At 66.7% G+C, this 18,334-nt stretch carries 13 protein-coding genes; 4 read left to right on the plus strand and 9 right to left on the minus strand.

What is annotated here, in order from left to right; all coding sequences use genetic code 11:
* Positions 1-128 precede the first annotated feature (128 nt).
* The 4 genes from KAK88_RS13000 to KAK88_RS13015 form a co-directional block, all read right to left on the minus strand.
* The gene (locus KAK88_RS13000; RefSeq protein ID WP_242076925.1) at positions 129-1,832 is read right to left on the minus strand and encodes an alkaline phosphatase family protein; all 1,704 of its coding nucleotides are present in this window, start codon (positions 1,830-1,832) and stop codon (positions 129-131) included.
* 72 nt (positions 1,833-1,904) lie between these two features.
* A complete protein-coding gene (locus tag KAK88_RS13005; protein WP_242076926.1) occupies positions 1,905-2,849 on the minus strand; it encodes a DUF808 domain-containing protein in 945 nt (314 codons plus the stop codon).
* A gap of 2 nt (positions 2,850-2,851) precedes the next feature.
* Positions 2,852-4,060 carry an LL-diaminopimelate aminotransferase gene (locus tag KAK88_RS13010; protein ID WP_242076927.1) on the minus strand — a complete coding sequence of 403 codons (1,209 nt, stop codon included), beginning with the start codon at positions 4,058-4,060 and terminating at the stop codon, positions 2,852-2,854.
* A gap of 163 nt (positions 4,061-4,223) precedes the next feature.
* Positions 4,224-6,257, minus strand: a complete 2,034-nt coding sequence (locus KAK88_RS13015) for a TonB-dependent receptor (protein WP_242076928.1) — start codon at positions 6,255-6,257, stop codon at positions 4,224-4,226.
* Between the two features lie 124 nt (positions 6,258-6,381).
* On the opposite strand from KAK88_RS13015, the gene KAK88_RS13020 reads away from it, so the two are divergent.
* Complete coding sequence (locus KAK88_RS13020; RefSeq protein ID WP_242076929.1) at positions 6,382-6,972, plus strand: class I SAM-dependent methyltransferase; 591 nt, start codon at positions 6,382-6,384, stop codon at positions 6,970-6,972.
* 3 nt (positions 6,973-6,975) lie between these two features.
* On the opposite strand, the gene KAK88_RS13025 is transcribed toward KAK88_RS13020, so the two are convergent.
* Both KAK88_RS13025 and KAK88_RS13030 read right to left on the minus strand, forming a co-directional pair.
* The gene (locus tag KAK88_RS13025) at positions 6,976-8,127 is read right to left on the minus strand and encodes a glycosyltransferase (RefSeq protein WP_242076930.1); all 1,152 of its coding nucleotides are present in this window, start codon (positions 8,125-8,127) and stop codon (positions 6,976-6,978) included.
* A 3-nt stretch (positions 8,128-8,130) separates the two neighbouring features.
* On the minus strand, positions 8,131-9,096 hold the full coding sequence (locus tag KAK88_RS13030) for a glucosamine inositolphosphorylceramide transferase family protein (RefSeq protein WP_242076931.1): 966 nt from the start codon (positions 9,094-9,096) through the stop codon (positions 8,131-8,133).
* 134 nt (positions 9,097-9,230) lie between these two features.
* On the opposite strand from KAK88_RS13030, the gene KAK88_RS13035 reads away from it, so the two are divergent.
* The 3 genes from KAK88_RS13035 to KAK88_RS13045 all read left to right on the plus strand — a co-directional run bounded on the left by KAK88_RS13035 (position 9,231) and on the right by KAK88_RS13045 (position 13,345).
* Positions 9,231-9,821, plus strand: coding sequence for an RNA polymerase sigma factor (locus KAK88_RS13035; protein ID WP_242076932.1), 591 nt, complete (start codon positions 9,231-9,233; stop codon positions 9,819-9,821).
* A gap of 109 nt (positions 9,822-9,930) precedes the next feature.
* Positions 9,931-10,887 carry a FecR family protein gene (locus KAK88_RS13040; protein WP_242076933.1) on the plus strand — a complete coding sequence of 319 codons (957 nt, stop codon included), beginning with the start codon at positions 9,931-9,933 and terminating at the stop codon, positions 10,885-10,887.
* A complete protein-coding gene (locus KAK88_RS13045; protein WP_242076934.1) occupies positions 10,874-13,345 on the plus strand; it encodes a TonB-dependent receptor domain-containing protein in 2,472 nt (823 codons plus the stop codon). Before KAK88_RS13040 ends, KAK88_RS13045 begins: the two co-directional genes overlap by 14 nt.
* 30 nt (positions 13,346-13,375) lie before the next feature.
* On the opposite strand, the gene KAK88_RS13050 is transcribed toward KAK88_RS13045, so the two are convergent.
* Genes KAK88_RS13050 through KAK88_RS13060 form a run of 3 tightly spaced genes read right to left on the minus strand, consistent with a single transcriptional unit; the run spans position 13,376 to position 18,269 of the window.
* The gene (locus tag KAK88_RS13050; protein WP_242076935.1) at positions 13,376-15,634 is read right to left on the minus strand and encodes an ABC transporter permease; all 2,259 of its coding nucleotides are present in this window, start codon (positions 15,632-15,634) and stop codon (positions 13,376-13,378) included.
* A 53-nt stretch (positions 15,635-15,687) separates the two neighbouring features.
* Entirely contained in the window at positions 15,688-16,749 is a 1,062-nt protein-coding gene (locus KAK88_RS13055) for an HlyD family secretion protein (protein ID WP_242076936.1), read from the minus strand.
* Entirely contained in the window at positions 16,746-18,269 is a 1,524-nt protein-coding gene (locus KAK88_RS13060) for a TolC family protein (protein ID WP_242076937.1), read from the minus strand. Before KAK88_RS13060 ends, KAK88_RS13055 begins: the two co-directional genes overlap by 4 nt.
* Positions 18,270-18,334: the final 65 nt, after the last annotated feature.

Genomic DNA, 18,334 nt, shown 5'->3' on the forward strand with positions numbered 1-18,334 from the left:
CTGTTGGCTCTCTCGGACGGCCGAACGCGGCCGCCTGGGCGATTTCGCCCTCTTCTGCCAACGAAACCCCCGCTGTGTAAGGCCGCCTTCCCCTCAGGAAACATGAGTTGACGGCCGGAAACAGGAGTTTATCTGGCCGCCGCCCCGCAAGCCGCCACGGCAAATCCATTCAGATCGATGCACCGGCCCTCGACCCGGGGCGCGGGGACGCCGATCACATGGGCGAGGGTCGGGGCGATATCGACGGTCCGGATCGGCAGGAACCGCTCCTCGGCCTTGGCGCCCGGCCACCAGAAGATGATCGGCACGCGACGGTCGTATTCCCACGGCGTGCCGTGTCCGGCCAGGGTCGAGCCGACGCGGCCGCCCGAAGTGGTGTTCTGCGTCCAGGCGAACTGGATGTCGGGCGATCGCTCGGCGACGGTCGACAGCCGCATCCGCTCGCGCACTGTCATCATCTCGGGCTGACGGCTGTCCGGCAGAGGCTCGGCCAGCAGCCGATCGCGCGTCTCGGCGAAGGCCACGTCCGGCAGGGCGCGCAGCATCTCGACCGCCGCCTGCGCCACCTGTGTCCGCAACGGATCGGGCAGCGACTTGTGATCCGCATCGGCGACCATCCAGCCGCTTCCGCCGGACTGCAGCGGATCGGCGTCCAGATTGAAGCGCGCCTTCAGCGCGGCGTTGACGCCCTTGATCGCATCGGTGTCGGCGCGGTGCGCCTGCGGATAGCCATGCTCGTGCAGCCGCTCGACGAAGTCCGAACCGCCATGATCGGCCGTCAAAACGACCAGCGCGCCGCCCGGAACCTGGGCCAGCTTGTCCAGGAAGGCGCCCAGAGCCGCATCCAGCCGGTGCATCTGCTCGCACATCTCCGGCCCCTGGGTGCCGTACATATGGCCGATCCGGTCGGTGGCCGACAGGCTGACGCCCAGCATGTCGGTCGCCGTCCCCTGTCCCAGCTTCTGGCTGTCCAGCAGATATTCCGCCGCCTTCAGCGTCTGCTCGTCCAGCAATGGCGAGGTGTCGAACTTCAGCTCCGCCGGCGGCAGCACCGAATGGAAGGTCTGGGCGCGAATGGTCCAGTCCCCCGCCAGCGCCCGGCAGTCCGCGTTCTGATAGTCCCAGGCTGTCGGCGTCGCCGCCGTCCAGGCGTTGAAGTCGCGGTTGAACGCAGCGACCGGCGCCAGCTTCGTCTCGGCCGTCTGACCCGGCTCGACATAGGTCGTCAGTCCAAACCCGTCGGTGAACCAGAAGGCCTGCCCCTGATGGCCGGCCAGATTGATCGCTCCGCGATCCTTGCCCGACACCGCCACGACCTTGCTGCCCGGACTAACGGCCTTCAGCCAGTCGCCCAGCGTCGTCGCGCCCAGCTGATCCGGCCCCACCGGCCCGTTGTCGGTATCGTCGCGCCCGTGCGCCAGGTGGTTCTGCGGCGCGGCCAGGCAATAGACCTCCTTGCCGGTCTTGCCGTCGATCCAGTCGTTGGCGGGAATGCCGGTCTCGGCCGGATGCATCCCGGTCAGAACGGTGGAGTGACCCGGGCAGGTTTCGGTCAGACCGTGGGTCTGATAGCCGTTGATCGACACCAGCCCCTGGTCGGCCAGCCGGCGCAGGCCGCCGCTGTAGCGGCTGCGATACTGGTTGAAGAGGTTGGCGCTGAACTGATCGACCACGATGGTCACGATCAGTTTGGGCGGCGTCAGGGCCGCGACCGACGACTGCGGCGCGGCGGCCTGAACCGTCGGCTGGGCGACCGGCGCGCCCGCACAGGCGGCGCCCGCGATCGACAAGACGGCCAGACACGCGGCGGCGACGTGACGCGACAGGGACATGAACAACTCCAACAACAGCCGTGCGGCCTCTAGCTGTCGCGGATGGCGCCCGCATGACAGCCCGGCTCGCTCCTAGTGCGATTCCTTGGACCGCAGGCGCGCGACCTGATGCAGGACCAACACGACTGCGCCGCCGACGATCAGCCCGATCACGGCCGAGGCCACCGCCGTCGTCAGCCAGCTCATCACGCCCGCCAACGGCCCGAACAGTTCGCCGACAGCATGCGACAAATGCTCGACCGGCACGGCCGGCCAGTGCAGCCCCAGCGTATGGGAGCCGTGCAGCAGAATGCCGCCGCCGACCCACAGCATTGCCGCCGTCCCGATCACGGACAGGGCGCTCATCACCATCGGCATGCCCTTCACCAGAACCCGCCCCAGGGCGCGCACGCCGCCGTTGGGCCGCTGAGCCAGATGCAGGCCGATGTCGTCCATCTTCACGATCAAGCCGACCGCGCCATAGACGACGACGGTCATGGCGATGCCGACCACGGCCAGCACGGCGGCTTGGGTCAGGATCGGCTGCGCCGCCACATCGGCCAGGGCGATGGCCATGATCTCGGCCGACAGGATCAGGTCGGTGCGCACGGCGCCCGACACGGTCGTCTTCTCCAGCGCCGCCGCATCGCGCGCGACCGGCGCGGCATCCTCATGCCCGCCGTGCCCCATCGCCTCCAGCAGCTTTTCGGCTCCCTCGAAACACAGATAGGTCCCGCCGCACATCAGGATCGGGGTGATGGCCCAGGGCGCAAAGGCGCTGAGCACCAAAGCCACCGGCAGGATGAAGATCAGCTTGTTGCGAAACGACCCCAGCGCGATCTTGCTGATGATCGGCAGTTCGCGGCTGGGCGACAGGCCCATGACATAGCGCGGCGTGACCGCCGCATCGTCCACCACCACGCCGGCGGCCTTGGTCGAGGCCTTGCCGGCCGCCGCGCCCACGTCATCCAGCGACGCGGCCGCCAGCTTTGCAATGCCGGCGACATCGTCCAGCAGTGCGATCAGTCCAGACGGCATAGTCAGTCTTCCCGGCTGGGCGGCACATTGACGCCCTGCGATTTCAGATAGGATTTGATGTTGCGGGCGGCCTGGCGGATGCGCTGCTCGTTCTCGACCATGGCGATACGCACGAAGCCCTCGCCGTTCTCGCCATAGCCGACGCCCGCCGCCACCGCGACCTTGGCGTGGGTCAGCAACTGCTTGGAAAACTCCAGACTGCCCAGATGCTTGAGCGCCGGCGGCAAGGGCGCCCAGGCGAACATGGACGCGGCCGGCTTGGGAATGTCCCACCCCGCGCGGCCGAAACTCTCGACCAGCACGTCGCGCCGGCGATGATAGAGTTTGCGGTTCTGCTCGACGATGTCCTGCGGCCCGTTCAGCGCCGCGCACGCCGCCGCCTGGATGGGGGTGAAGGCGCCGTAGTCGAGGTAGGATTTCACCCGCGTCATCGCCGCGATCAGTTTCTTGTTGCCGACCGCAAACCCCATCCGCCAGCCGGCCATGCTGTAGGTCTTGGACAGGGAGGTGAACTCGATCGCCACGTCCTTGGCGCCCGGCACCTGCAGGATCGAGACCGTCGGCTTGCCGTCGTAATAGAGCTCCGAATAGGCCAGATCGCTGATGATCCACAGATCGTTCGCCTTGGCGAAGTCCACGACCCGTTCGTAGAAGGCCAGATCGACCGTCTCCGCCGTCGGGTTCGACGGATAGTTCATCACCAGGATCTTGGGCCGCGGCACGGTGAAGGCCATGGCCCGCTCCAGCGCCTCGAAATACTTCTCGTCCGGCGTGGTCGGCACGCTGCGGATCGCAGCCCCGGCGATGATGAAGCCGAAGGTATGGATCGGATAGGACGGATTGGGCGCCAGGATCACGTCGCCCGGCTCGGTGATGGCGGTGGCCAGGCTGGCCAGGCCCTCCTTGGAACCCATGGTGACGATCACCTCGGTCTCGGGATCCACATCGACGCCGAAGCGGCGACCGTAATAGTTGGCCTGGGCGCGGCGCAGCCCCGGGATGCCCTTGGACTGCGAATAGCCGTGGGCGTCGGGCTTCCTGGCCACCTCGATCAGCTTGTCGATCACATGCTGCGGCGGCGGCAGGTCGGGGTTGCCCATCCCCAGGTCGATCACGTCCTCGCCTGCCGCACGGGCCGCCGCGCGCATCGCATTGGTTTCGGCGATGACATAGGGCGGCAACCGCTTCATGCGGTAGAATTCTTCGGACATGACAGGCTCGTCGTTGGGATCAGCGGCCGTGGATCGTCCGCCCTTAGCGCTTAGCGCGCCAGCCGCCTCGCGCAACAGCATTGAAGGTCATTTTCACCCTTTGGGCGGACGAAATCTGTGCGTCGCGCAAAAACCTGGTCGATAAGACCGCCGGTCAGCGGTCTCAATAGCTGAATCGCAAACCGACGCTAACCGTTCGGGGCGGGCCGTATCCGGCGACGCCCGTGCCCGTTTCTGACACCTCGACATCCTCGTCGAACAGATTGTCCGCCGCCATCCAGAGGGTCGCGTTCGGCGTGAAGGCCCACTCCGCACGCGCATCCAGCGTCACGGCGGCGTCCAGCACCCGGCTGTTCAGGTCGTCGTCGAACCGGCTCGATTCATAACGCGCCGCCAGGGCCAGGGTCAGTCGATCGGTCGCGCGCCAATCCAACCCAGCGGTCGCGCTCCATTCCGGCGCCTGGGCGGGACGCAGGCCGGTCAGCTGCGCGGCGGACGATCCGCCGTCGATCTCGGCGTCTGTCCAGGACGCAGCGGCGTTCAGCGACACGGCGGACGACAGATCCAGCGCCCCCGTCAGTTCCACGCCCCAGGCGTCGATCGTTCCCGCGTTCTGGCGCTGCCGCAGCACCCCGCCCGCCGGCACGAACCCGGCGCGCGGGAAGGTCGCCGGCCCGGCGCCGATCGTCACATTGACGATGGCGTCCTCGATCTGGTTCCAGAACACCGATGTGCCCCAGCGTATGCCGTCGCTGTCGAAGGCCAAGCCCGTCTCCACGCCCTTCAGCGTCTCGGGCGTCAGGGCGGCGTTGGCCTCGGTGATGTCGTTGCCGACACGGAACGGCCGATGCAGTTCGTTCAACGTTGCGGGCCGGAACCCGGAATAGGCCGCCACTCGCGCCGCATAGCCGCCGCCCAGATCACGCCGCACGGCCAGACGCGCGCTGACCACCTCGCCCGACCGATCCGCGTCGCTTTCGTTCAGCAGGACGGCGCCGGTCGCCAGGGTGTTCTCCTGACGGAATCCGCCCGTATTCTCCCACCGATCCACTCGCAGTCCGCCAGCCACTAACCATTCGGCCGCAGTCCAGGACGCATCGACATAGGCCCCGGCCACCGCCGTCTCCCCGCCCGCACGCCGAATGCGGGTGAAGCCCGCGCCCGTTGGATTGCTGAACAGCTCGTTAGTTTCGCCGTCGTTGAAGCGCGCATCGGCGCCCAGCTCCCATTCCAACCGTCCGCCCGCGAAATCCGCCATGCGACGGCGCAGGGCCGCATTCACCCCCCATCCGGTCGCAGGCGTCTTGAACTGATCGTTGGCCGGCGTCGCGGTCGATCGGTCGGCCGACACCGAGGCCGAGCTATTGGCCAGATTGCTGTCGATCCGCCACGCCTGCAGCCGCCAGCCATAGCCGTCGGCCGTCGGCGTCTGCGCCGCCGTGGCGCTCAGGCTGTGCCCGCTGGCGTTGGCGCGCGTTCCGGCCAGACCCGATCCGCGATCCTCTTCCCAGGTCGCGGCCCGCACCGACAGGTTCGCCTGTCCCAAGGCCGTATCGACCCGGAGCGCCGCACTTCGGCTATCGAGATCAAGCGGCGTGTCCGCCGCTCCGGCCGCCGACCCGCGCACCGGCACATAGCCGTCGCTCACTTCGCGCAACCCACTCAGCGTCACCGCCACCCGCCCCACACGCGTGGACGCCGACCCCGCCGCCCGCAAACCGCCCCGCTCGGACGCGGACACATCCAGCGTGCCGCCTTTCCCGCGTTCACGCAGGGTGATCGTGCCCGTCAGCGCGCCCGCGCCATAGGGGCCCGAGCCCGCCCCCCGGATGACGTCCAGGCTTTCCAGGGATTCCGGCGTCGCCTGGGACCAGATGACCCAGCCCCCGAAGGGATCATTCAGCGGCACGCCGTCCAACAGCACCAGCGTCCGTCCTGCTCCGGACGGCGCGATGGCCCTCAGCGAGATCCCTTGCGTCGTCGGATTGGCCGCCGCGCTGCTCGTGCGCCGAAACAGCGACACCGCCGGCACGGACCGCAACGCCTCATCCAAACGCGACGACCGCGACAGCACCGTCTCATCGATCCGCACCACCGAGAACGCAGCATCGGCCGCCGCCGGCGGCAGACGCGCGGCTGTGACGACGATCTCGGGCAAGGCGGTGGGCGTGGCGGGGGGAGGAACGTCCTGGATCATGCGCCGTCAGTAGGCGGTCGTTCCGCCACATCAAAGCCCGGCGGCCGGAAACGCAAGGAAAAGCGCGAGACAGATCGCCGCCCCCTCGATAACAACCGTATCGAACGGTCCGAGGGGGAAGCACGTGGGTCTGGGAACGCTCGTCAGGGGTTTGATCTTCGGCAAGGACGCCGAGCGCAGGCGACGCTCCGCCAAGGCGGTCAGAATCCGCGCCTTGCCCGACCGACGGGTGATGGCCGACAGCTATGTCCCCGCGTTGGCGGCCGACGGCGGGCGCATCCTGTGGATCGGATGCCGCGAATATACGCTGGACGACTACGCCTTGCTGGAGGCGCAGGGCGGCGAGGTCTGGACCACCGACATCGATCCGGCCGCCGCACGCTGGGGCCGCGAGGGTCGCCACCGCACAGGCGACGTTTGCGAGGCGGATCGGCTGTTCCCGGACCTGACCTTCGACGCCGTCGTCTGCAACGGGGTGCTGGGTTATGGCGTCGACAGTCCCGACCAGCAGCAGCGCGCCTTGAAGGCTCTGGCGGCCATCCTACGCCCGGGCGGTCGCCTGCTGCTGGGCTGGAACACCGACAAGATCGCCGATCCCGTCGCCGCCGGCCTGACCGACGCCGACTTCCAGGCCGCGCCCCTGGGCGACCAGCCGACGCGCGTGCGCTTCGACGCCGTCACCCACGTCTACGACAGCCTGATCCGAAGGGGCTGAAGCCTAGCCCTGAAGCCGGGTCAGCGACGCCGCCGGCCCGAACAGAGGACGCCGGCGCAGCGTCGGCTTCGGCGTGACGAACGCCTTGTCGACCAAGGCCTCGCGCAAGGCGTCCAGCTCGGCGGCGCGCGCGGCCGGCGAATGCACCCGCTCGACATAGGCCTGCCCGCCACGCGCCAGGGCCAGAAGTTCATCCGGGTTTTCGACCAGACGCATCATGGCGCTTGTCAGCGACCCGGCCTCCTCGACGTCGACATACAGCGCATATTCGCCGCTGGCTTCGCGCAAGCCGCCGCGCCCCGACGAGATCAGCGCCGCGCCCGCCGCATGGGCCTCCAGCGCGGCCAGTCCCAGGGCCTCGCGCACACGCGACGGCGTGACCGCGATGGCGGCGCGCTGCGTCATCGCCCGCACCGCGTCCAGCGACGCTGATTTGTGGATTTCGACACGGTCGCCGAACCGCTCCAGCATCCGCACCTGCGGCGCGGCCCAGTCCTGATGCTTGTCCCAGTCGCCCAGCATCAGTGAACCCCGCCAGTCGGGATGGCGATCCAACGTCTCGGCCAGGGCTACGCAGAACAGGTCCAGCCCCTTGTCCTTCATCGCCCGTCCCGAAAACAGGATCAGGTTTTCGCGCTGCTCGGGCGATGCGCGCCAAGCGTCGCTTTCGATCGGATTGCAAACCGATGAGACGCGCCCGGCCAGACGCGGATAATCTGTTGCGAACTCTTCACCCGCCGCCCGGCTGACGAACACCAGACGGTCGAACCGCGCCAGACGACGGCCATAGCGCAAGCGTTCGATCAGGTTGCGCGACGGCTTGATCCGCGTGTGGCGATAAAGGACGTGGATCGCGTCCGGCGAGTGCCGCGCCAACTCCGACGCCGCCTTCAGCTGCTGATGGTATTCCACAATGTCCGGCGACAGTTTCTTCAGAACGTCAACCACCGCCGCATTTCGCGCCTTGCGGCCCAGTCCGGCGGGCACCGTCACCATCTGCACGCCCGCCGGCGTCGGCCCGCCGGCATCGGCGATCAACGTCACCAGCCGGTTCAAACGGCTGTGCGCGGACAGCGTGCGCACCACTGTCTCCATCGAGTTGGTCTTGTCCGGACAGAAGGTGCAGCCTCGCGGCAGAACGACGGCGATACGCATGGCCTAGCCTTCCTTCCGAACGGAAGCGGTCTCGAAAATCTTGGGATGAACGGCGGCGCCGGTGGCGCGGCGACCGCGCGGCCCGTTCAGGCCCAGCAGGCGACGCGCCTTGAACCCGGCCTTCAGCCAAGGCTCCGCCGACGACTGGCGGATGCCCTTCACATCGATGAAGGTGACGTCGCCGTGACCGGACAGGGTGTGCAAGCCGTCGCCGTACCCATCCAGCAGACGACCCGGCTCGAACCGTTTCACGACCACCGCCGAAAACGCGTCCGGGGTCAGCGCATCGATCCGCAACAGATTGATCGCCGCCCCATAGGTCGCGGCGCAGTCCTGAACTGGCAGATGAAGCGCGCCGTCGTGAACGACCGCCGACCCGCCCGGCCGCGAGGTCTGAAAACCGCTCACCACCGGATTGGCTGAATGCGACGTCCAAGGCCCCGTCAGGCTGTCGGCCCAGGCGACATGCAGTTCGCGCATCGCCCGGTCGTCCGGTCCGGGCCGCGCATGGAACATCCACCACCGGCCGTCGTGCTTGACCACCGTCGCGTCGATCGCAGCCGCCTCGCCGATGCGGGCCACCGCCTCCCACTGGTCCGGGAAACGCAAGCAGCGATAGAGGATCAGCCCGCCGCTCTTGTAGCCTTCCGGAAGCATGTAGAGTTCGCCGCCGTCCTCGATCAGCGTCGGATAGGACAGGTGCCAGGGCTCGGACAGGGCCACGCCCTGCCCCATCAGCCGGTCGTCGGCGTCATACTGGCGATAGTGAATCTCGCCGCGGCGCACATGATAGTCGAACGCCTCGACGAAGACGGTCAGCACCCCGTCGCGCGTGAGCCCGAATGGGTCCGCGACATAGGCATGCGGTCCGCAGTCCGGCAGCCAGACGATCTCGTCCGCGCGCGGCTCATGGTCAATGAAGCTGCTTAAGGGACGGCGGATGAAGCCCGAGCGCCAGAGATCGAACACGACGCCGCCTTAGCCGACCGAAAGAACCGGGGCCGTCGTGCCGTCATGTCCTGCAAACGCGCGCATCTGGGTCCTGCTCGTCGCGGCGACACAGCGCCTCCATGACAAGGACGCCGCCGACCGACCCTTGCCTCATGAAAATCGTCACGGCATTGAAGGTCTTGGCCCGTTTGGCTGCACCAGAGGACTTCGCCCGTTTGACCGCGCCTTCCGCGCATCCCCTGATCGCCGCCTATCTGGCGCAGCGCGAGGATCTGGCCCGGTTCTGCCGCGCGCGGCTGGGCGGCGCGTCGGGCGATGCCGATGATGTGCTGCAGGACATTTATCTGAAGGTCTCGACGCTCGATCCCGACCCGCCGCCAGACAATCCTCGGGCCTTTCTATTTCGCCTGACGTCCAACCTGCTGATGGACCGCTGGCGATCCGGGCAACGGTCGGCGAACCGCGACGCCCAATGGCGCCAGTTGAACCACGAGACAGGCGCCGCCGAAGATCTCGATGCTACGCCTTCTGCAGAGGCGGTCGTGGCCGGGCGCGAAAAGCTGGCGCGCCTTCTCGCCGCCCTGGACACCCTGCCGCCCAAGACGCAGACAGTCTTTCGCCTGCACAAGTTCGATGGCGTCAGCTACGCCGACGTCGCCGTCCAAATGGGCATTTCACGCAGTTCGGTCGAGAAGCACATGATGGACGCGCTGCGCGTTCTTTCCCGCAAGGTTCAACCGTGATGCCCGTCCTTTTCACGCGCTGGGGGAATTTGCCTGAAGGTGAAAGCTTGGCGGCGTCGTCTTGCTATCAGGAGGCGCGTTGCACGGCGTTCCTCCAGGCTGGGATCGGATGACCGCACGAACCGACATTGAGGAAAAGGCGCTCCAGTGGTTCGTCGTCCTGCGTGACGACGAGATGCCCGAATCCGCCTGGCTGGAATTCCAGGACTGGCTGGAGGCGTCGCCGACCCACGCCGCCGCCTACGACGCCGTCGAGCGTCTGTGGGTCGATCTGGACGCCCCTGCCTCGCCCGCAGCAACAGAGCCCCCGGTCATCGATCTCGCCGCCGCGCGTGTACGCCGCGCCAAGCCGCGTTCGCCCTGGCTGGGCACGGCGATCGGCATCGCCGCCAGCGTGACTCTGGCGGTCGGCCTGTTCCTGTGGCTGACGCCGGGCTCGCAGGTTTACGCCACCACCGACGCCCCCCTGACGGTTGCGCTCGAGGATGGTTCGTACGTCTATTTGAACCGCCATTCCACCTTGGACGTCCGGTTCGACGGCGACAAACGTTCGGTCTCGCTGACCGAGGGCGAGGCCGCCTTCGACATCGCCCACGACCCGGCCCATCCTTTCATCGTGGCCGCGGGCGATCATCAGGTCGAGGTTTTGGGGACCGCATTCAATGTCCTGAACCACGGCGACCGTTTCGCCGTCGCCGTCGAACGGGGCGTCGTCGCCGTAACCCCCGTCAACGCACCCAAGGTTCGACTGGTGGCCGGTCAGGCGCTGGCGCAGAGCGGCGAGCAGACCCCGGCCCTGTCTCAGGTTTTGCCGGACCAGACTTCGCCCTGGCGACAAAGCGTTCTCGTTTATCGCAACCGCCCGATGACCGATGTCGCGGACGATCTTTCACGTTATCTCGACAAGCCTGTCGTGCTATCGACATCGGCTCGGGCGCTGCGGTTCACCGGCGCCCTTCGCATTGGCGACGAGGCCGTGATGTTGAAGCAGTTGCAGGATTTCGCCCCCGTCCGCGTGGACGCCTCGACGCGCGAAGTCCGCGTCAACGCCCGTGAGGCCGGTTAAGGCCGGGCGGCCCCAACACCTCGCCCTGTCCAAGCCACACGCCGCCGCCCTTCTTCCCAGTCTCTTTCTGCTCGCCACGACGGCTTTAAGCACGCCGGCGCAGGCGGATGCGCGCCTGCTCGACATCTATATCCCCCGCCAATCCGTGGACGACGCCCTGCTCGACCTGGCGCTTCAGGCCCGCGTTTCACTGGGCGGCAACCTCACCTCGTGCGTCGGCGTCAGCCCCGCGATCAGCGGCCGGATGTCGCTGGACGCAGCCCTTACGCGATTGCTGGCGGGCAGCGGATGTCGCCACGCCATTCGCCAGGATGGCGCTGTAATCATCAGCAGGCCCTCGAGCGCGCCGCCCGCTCCCGCTCGCCCGGTCGCCCCACGCCCCGCTCCCGTGACGCCGCCCGAAGACGTGGCGCAGGTCAGCGAAGTCGTCGTGACCGCCCCGCGCCGCCCCGAACTGATCCAGTCCTCGTCGTCGGCCATGACGGCGGTCGGCGCCGAACGCATCACTCGTGCTGGGGTCACGGGCATGCAGGGATTGGACAGCCTCGTCTCCGGCATGACGGTGACCAATCTCGGCCCCGGCCGGAACAAGATCCTTCTACGCGGCATATCGGACGGCGTCTTCACCGGCCTGACCCAATCCACCGTCGGCCTGTACCTCGACCTGACGCCGGTGACATACGCCGCACCAGACCCGGATCTGAAGCTGATCGACATCGACCGGGTCGAGGTGCTGCGCGGACCGCAAGGCACGCTTTACGGCACCGGCCCGATCGGCGGCGTCGTACGCATCGTCACGCGGGCTCCGGCGATGGGCGAAGAATCGCTGTCGCTCTCGGCGACCCGGTCGCGCACCGACGGCGGCGGCTGGAACTCCGACTATGGCTTGGTCGCCAACCTGCCGATCGCCGGCGACCGCGCCGCGATCCGCGCGGCCCTCTATGGCGAGACCTACAGCGGCTATATCAACGACGTCGAACTGAACTTGCGGCGAGTCAACGACGGCACGCGGCGCGGCGGCCGGCTGTCCGCTGCGCTGGAGATTTCGCCCGGCTGGACGGCGCGCGCCGGCGTCGTCCACCAATCCATCGTCACAGAGGACACCCACTACGTCTATCGCGGCCTCGGCCCACTGAGGCGCGCTAATCTGGTCCGAGAACCGCACCAGAACCGCTTCGACCAGGGCTCGGCCTCGATCGAGGGACGTGGTGCCTGGGGCCGGCTAACTGCATCGGTCTCGGTCGTGGAGCACGGCTTCAAGAGCCGCTACGATGCCTCCAGCGCCCTTCGTCGCTTTGGATCGGGCTGGCGCATCGGCGCGCTGGACGAAGGCAAGGACATCCATCTGATCGTCGGCGAGGCCAACTTCGCCTCTCCCGACATCGGTCGCTGGCGCTGGTTGGCCGGCGGCTTGGTGTCGTCCAACACCACACGCACCAATCCCGTCCTGTCCGCCCTGACGCCCGAGCCTCGCGCCATCTATTCCGAGGCGCGGCGCGACCGGCTGAACGAGGCCGCCGTTTATGGCGAAGCGTCGCTGGACCTGCCCTACGACCTGACCCTGACCGCCGGGGCCCGCTACTACGCCCTTGAATACGACACCACCTCCCTGGTTCGACAGTTCACCCGATCGCGATCCTTCGACGGACGCGGTGAATCCGCCGGCTTCACACCCAAGATCGCCCTCGTCTGGCAGCCCAGCGATCGCCTGAACCTGTCCACCCTCGTCAGTCGTGGCCACCGGGCCGGCGGCTTCAACACCGCCGGCGTCATCGGTCAGGACTTCAGCGGCCTGTCAGATTCACCCGCGCGCCAGTACAAGCCGGATAGCCTGTGGAATGCCGAGTTGGGGGCCAAGTACCGATCGGCGGACGGCCGCGCCCGCCTCCGCGCCGCCGTCTACGCCGCGCGCTGGCGCAATGTGCAGAGCGACCAGTTTCTGCCCAGCGGCCTGGCCTATGTCGTCAACGTCGGCGATGGCGCGGACAAGGGCTTCGAGGTCGAGGCCAACTGGCGTCCCACCGAGACGCTTGAGCTTTTCGCCAACGGGCTCGTCGCCGACCCGCGCATCACCTCGCCCAGCGTGAGGTTTGATTCCCGTCGCGACGCGAGCTTGCCCGGGGTGCCTCGGGCTTCTGCGAATGTCGGCTTCAGCTGGCGTCGTCCACTGGGCGAGCGTCTTGAACTTTTGGCCGACGGCGGCCTGTCCTACGTCGGCGCGTCGCGCCTGACGTTCGACGGACGTCAGCAATATCGAATGGGCGATTACGGCACAGGCAGGCTGGTCTTGGGCGTCGAGGCGTCGGCGTGGACCGCGACGGTCTTCGTGGACAATCTCTTCGACACCGAAGCCAACACCTTCGCCTACAGCGACCCTTTCCGCCTCCCCGACGCCCAGGCCATCACGCCTTTGCGTCCTCGCACGATCGGCGTGACCCTGAGGTGGGCGTCGCGATAGCCAAACCCACCCCTGCGCTTCAATTGGTCTCTATTCTCGCGTTGCGCTTTGCGACAATGACGCCCCCGCCGTCACGCGCAGAGAGCCGCACACCACCCACAAACCGCCATAGACGACCGCGAGGCCTGTCAAAATGGCTGCCAAACCTGAGACTTCCCAAAGGCTGGCGCCCATGGCGTTCAGGCGAACAAAGGCCTGAACGGCAGCGGTGGACGGTGAAAAATGCGCGAGCCAGACGAGACCTTTAGGCATCATGAAATGCGGCCACGCAGCGCCTGACAGGAAAAACAAGGGCGCGGAAGTGCCGACCAGAACCTGCAAGACCCGTTCATGGCGATCGAAAAGCGCGCCTAGAAGCAGACCCACAGCAGCGACCGCCGCTGAAAATATGGGCGCCAGCAGTAGGACGCCGATCAGGTTGCCTGCGCGGGGATAGTCCTGAAACCAGAACACGAAACCGAAATAAAAGAGAGTGGAGGCTGTCCCAATCGCCGTAAGCGCCAGCCACAGACCCAAGCGCGCGCTGCGTTTCAGCCTAGCCGCGCCGGTCTCTCGACGCACGGCGGTGATCACGCCGGCTCCCAGCAATAGCGTCTGCTGCAAGATGATAAGACTGACCGCCGGCACGGCGTAACCGCCGTAGCCCTCCGTCGGGTTGAAGAGGGGAACCTGCTTCAGGGTCGGCGCTAATCTGACGGCGCGGGCGATATCAGGCAGCCCTTTCAACTGCGCCTCAGCGACCTGCGCTGTTGCGGCGGCGACGGCTTTGCCGACCGCTGTGACACGAACCAGATAACCGCCGTTCAGCCAGATGGCCACGCCCGTCGGCACCCCCCTCAACAGATCGGCCTCAAAACGCTGAGGCAGGACGACGACCCCGTCGACCACGCCGCGCCGCATCAGTTCAAAGCCCTCAGCAGGGGATGAAATCACGGCGGCGACCTCGATCTCGCGCGAAGCATTCAGGTCTTCGACAAGAGTGCGCGTCAGCGTTGTCTGCGTCGGTATCGCTACGGCGATGGGCAGTCCCGTCGCGGCCTGTCCGGCATAGGCGGCCGGATAGTAAAAGGCGTAAAGGACGACGGCCAGGATCAGCAGGCTGCTGACCGGCCGCGCACTCGGCAGGTTCCGGAACGTCGCGGCGAAGGCGGCGATAACGCCCTGTTGCGGGAGCGGAAAGTTCAAACTCTCCGGCTTGGCGACCAGACGCGCTCGTACCCGGATGAAAAGCGCCGAAACGATCAGACCGATCACGGTGACGCCGCTCAGAATCATCAAGTCTCGCCATGCCGCTGCTGAATCCGCCCCCGTGACGAGCTGACCCGTCTGCAGCCGTAGATAGTGCGTATAGGGAAGGATATCGCTCCAGATCCGGGCGAAGCGCGGCCCATGGTCCAGCGGGAGAGTGCCGTTGGAAAAGGCGATAGCCGCACCCGAATAGATGGCGGTGGCCGAGAACGCCATATCCACGTCGCCAAGCGCGGCGACCAGAAAAGCCGACAAGACAACGCTCACCGCCATCAAGGCGAGTATGCCAAGGATCAGCAAAGGGAGAGAGCCTGCTACACCCCAGCCCCGGACGCCGCTGAGCCAGGCGATCCAGGCCAACCCCCACAGGCTGAAGACCACGACGTGCGGAATGAGTCGCCCGATCAGAGCTGTTGTCGTGAAGCCGCCCGTCTCGGCCTCGAAGCGCTTGAAGGAGCCGCCCTGCATTTGCCGACCAACCGCCAACACCGCGGAACAAGCCGCCAGCAGATGAAGGACCCCCGGCGCCAGAAGTCCGCCGAGAAAAAGCTCGAAGCTGAGCTGCGGATTGCCGACGATCGACACCTGGACAGCGGGGAGTTGCAATGCGGTTTCGGGCAATCCTCTCTGGCGCGCGCGTTCTTGCAACTGCTGGCCGGCCGCTGATCCGATGGCCGCGCTCTGCCCCAAGGCCGACAAGGCGCCGACCGTCTGGAAGGCGCCATTGAACGACACGGTCACCTGTTCCGGCCGACGAAACGCCCCGTCAGAAAAATCTGCTGGAAAATGAGCGACGCTGTAAATCTCGCCCCGTCGCATCAAGGCCATGGCCTCCGTCATCGTCGCCGGAGCATGGGTCAGGCGAACACCGGCGCTCGCCTCCATGTTGCGAATTGCGGCGCGGCTAAAGGCCGAATTGTCTTGATCGACCACGGCGACCGGGGCCTGACGGATCACTCCAGTGGCCAGCATCGCCGCGATGACCACCAGCAGGATCAGCGGCAGGCCAAAGGCGACGAACGCGTCCCACCGTCGGGTCACCAGGACGCGCGCCTCGTCCCGAACGGCCGATACGAAGACGGCCGCGAGGCGTCTCACCGTGCGGACCAATCGAACAGCACACTCATGCCAGGCCTCAGGCCGTTGACAGGTCGAACAGGCTTGGCCTTGACCTGAAAGCTTCGCACGTCATAGCCGCTGGACTGCCGGGTTGAGCGCCAGGTGGCGAACTCGCCTTGAGGATTGATGGCGGTGATCCGGAAGCCCACGTCAGCGAGGCCGAGTGCGGGCACATCGCCACGCACGATCGCGCCGATTTTCAGATCGCGAAACTGATCCTCGCGCACACTGAAGGTAACCCACGGGTCGCCGATGTCCACGATTGTGAAGACTGGCACGCCCGTGAGCACGAGCTCGCCGACACTGGCGAAACGCTCCGCAACCTCGCCGTCGTTTGGCGCAAGCAGTCGTGTCTCACCCTGGAGGCTTTGGACCTCGGCGACGGCGGCCTGCGCGCCTTGCACATTGGCGTCGGCAACGGATTTTTCCTGCGGCCGTGTCCCTGCCAACGCCTTCAGATACTGCTGACGGGCGGCTTCGGATTGCGAGGCTGTAGCAGCGCGAGCGGCCACGGCTTCGTCACGGCGTTGGGCGGAAATCACGCCTTCGGCGAACAGGTTCTCCGCCCGCCGCGCAGTCTGGTCCGCCAAACGAGCCGTCGCCTGGGCGGCGCGCCAGACGGACTCGACCGACTGCACATCCTCGCGGCGAGCGCCTTCGCGGCTCATCGACTGAATGGCCTCACTCGACTGAAGCAGGGCCCGGGCCTGAGCCTCCTTTGCTGCAACCTCGGGGCTGCTCATCAGAGCCAACTCCTGACCTGCCTTCACCTGATCGCCCTCTGAAGCCAGGAAGCGCTCCACGCGACTGGGCACCTTGGTCGCAACAGTGAAGGTTTCCGCCTCGACCATGCCCTGAACCTGATCCCTGGCAGGACGGGCCGCGAGGAAGAGGCCCACGATGATGAAGCCGATCAGCAGCACGAGGCCGACGCCCACGATCACAGGCAGAATACGTCGCCGTGCAGACGTACGACTGGCCGCGATGGTCGGCGCACCGTTTGTCGGGGCATCGGCAAAGGGAGGCGTCTCGCTCATGGCGCGCTTATCCGGTCTTCGCGTTGCAGATAGTCGTTCAAGGTCAGATCGCTTCCCGACGCCGCCAGCAAGGCGGCCAGGCTGAGATCATATTCGTAAGCTGCTGCTGCGCGTTGCAAACGCGCGGCCCCCAGAAGATTGCGGGCGTCCACGACCGAGGCGGCTGTGGCCTCGCCTTCACGGAACCCAACCTCTTGAACTCTAAGATTCTCGCTGGCGGCCTCCAGGCTGCTGTCCATGCTCAGAAACTGACGACGCGCCAACTCTGCCTGATTATACGCTCGCGTGACCAGCAATCGGGCGTCGTCTCGGGCCTGTCGTTCCACTTCCGCAGCAGCCGAGGCCTGAGCGCGCGCTGCGCCCAGCATGCGTCGTCGATCCACCGTCGAAATCAGAGTGTAACGGGCGCCGATCCCAACCGCCCAATCCGGCTCGGTCGGCAGAGCGTCGTCTGGGTTCAGGTTGTAGGTTCCGAATGCATAGACGGACGGCTTCATTCGTGACGCCGCGAGATCGGCGCCCGCCTCGGCCAGATCGCGCCCGGCTTGAGCCTGCGCAAGGCGAGCGTTCGTCTGGCTTGCCTGGTCAAGAAACACGCCGGCTGGACCGATTGGGTCACGGTTTACGAACAGGGGCGTGGTTGGAACGACGGCGCCATTGGTGTCAACAACCCTGGCGAGGGACGCCACGGCGTTGTCGTGCTCCAGTTCGGCCCTGTTGACCTGCCGCTGAGCCGCATCGCGGGCGACTTCGACCTGAAGCGTCTGGGCGTGGCTGAGCACGCCTTGCGATTCCAACAGTCGAGCGTTGCGCAAATGCAGATCGAAGCCGTCACGGGTCTCGCGTGCGATCTTCAGCGCTTCGGCGGCCAGCACCTGGCCAAAGTACGCCCGCGCCAGATTTACGTCCTCCAGACTGACCGCTTCCTGCTGCTTCGCCTGCGCCAGATCCACATTGGCCGCCGCCGCTCGTCGTAAGGCTGGAATTGCGCCGCCGGTATAGATCGGCTGAAGCGCCGTCACAGTGGGGCGAAAGGTCGTGTCGTCGACCTGCAATCGGACGTCTTGCGGCAAGGCGGCGAAAATTTCGGGAAGCGCCGCTTCCAGCCGCTGGCCGACACTCTGCAACACCTCACCCGGCACACCGGGCAAATCCGCGATGAGCCCAGGAATGGCGGCGCCGAGCTCGGCCTGTGCGCGGTCCAGCGTGTCGCCCAGCGAGAGATCGAATGTCTTGCGATAACGGATCAACTGAGCATCGAGCGCTACGGTCGGCCGATTCAGCCCGGCAGCCACATCCGCCTGGGCCCTGGCGGCCTGCATCCCATAGCCCGCAGCGCGACCGAGACTGGAGTTGGAGCGAACACGTTGTTGAGCGGCCGCATAGGTCAGAGCGACTGTAGCGTCGCCCTGGGCCGCCTCTTGGGGCGCGGCCTGAACTTGGGAGACCGCCGCAAGGGCGTTCGGCGCTGATCCGGCCAAAATGCCGACAGCAACCGCCCCGATCCAAGCTGCACGCATCGTTTCACCCCGCCTTCAGCAGAGAGAAACTATCCGAAGCTTAGCCGCTCGGTCCAGCAGCACCG

Source organism: Brevundimonas diminuta (assembly GCF_022654015.1).
GTDB lineage: Bacteria > Pseudomonadota > Alphaproteobacteria > Caulobacterales > Caulobacteraceae > Brevundimonas > Brevundimonas diminuta_C.

Excerpts from the sequence above, each read along its gene's own strand:
- KAK88_RS13005 (WP_242076926.1), bottom strand. The coding sequence starts at position 2,849 with ATGCCGTCTGGACTGATCGCACTGCTGGACGATGTCGCCGGCATTGCA.
- KAK88_RS13055 (WP_242076936.1), bottom strand. The coding sequence starts at position 16,749 with ATGAGCGAGACGCCTCCCTTTGCCGATGCCCCGACAAACGGTGCGCCG.
- KAK88_RS13060 (WP_242076937.1), bottom strand. The coding sequence starts at position 18,269 with ATGCGTGCAGCTTGGATCGGGGCGGTTGCTGTCGGCATTTTGGCCGGA.
- KAK88_RS13035 (WP_242076932.1), top strand. The coding sequence starts at position 9,231 with ATGAAAATCGTCACGGCATTGAAGGTCTTGGCCCGTTTGGCTGCACCA.
- KAK88_RS13010 (WP_242076927.1), bottom strand. The coding sequence starts at position 4,060 with ATGTCCGAAGAATTCTACCGCATGAAGCGGTTGCCGCCCTATGTCATC.
- KAK88_RS13025 (WP_242076930.1), bottom strand. The coding sequence starts at position 8,127 with ATGCGTATCGCCGTCGTTCTGCCGCGAGGCTGCACCTTCTGTCCGGAC.
- KAK88_RS13015 (WP_242076928.1), bottom strand. The coding sequence starts at position 6,257 with ATGATCCAGGACGTTCCTCCCCCCGCCACGCCCACCGCCTTGCCCGAG.
- KAK88_RS13000 (WP_242076925.1), bottom strand. The coding sequence starts at position 1,832 with ATGTCCCTGTCGCGTCACGTCGCCGCCGCGTGTCTGGCCGTCTTGTCG.
- KAK88_RS13040 (WP_242076933.1), top strand. The coding sequence starts at position 9,931 with ATGACCGCACGAACCGACATTGAGGAAAAGGCGCTCCAGTGGTTCGTC.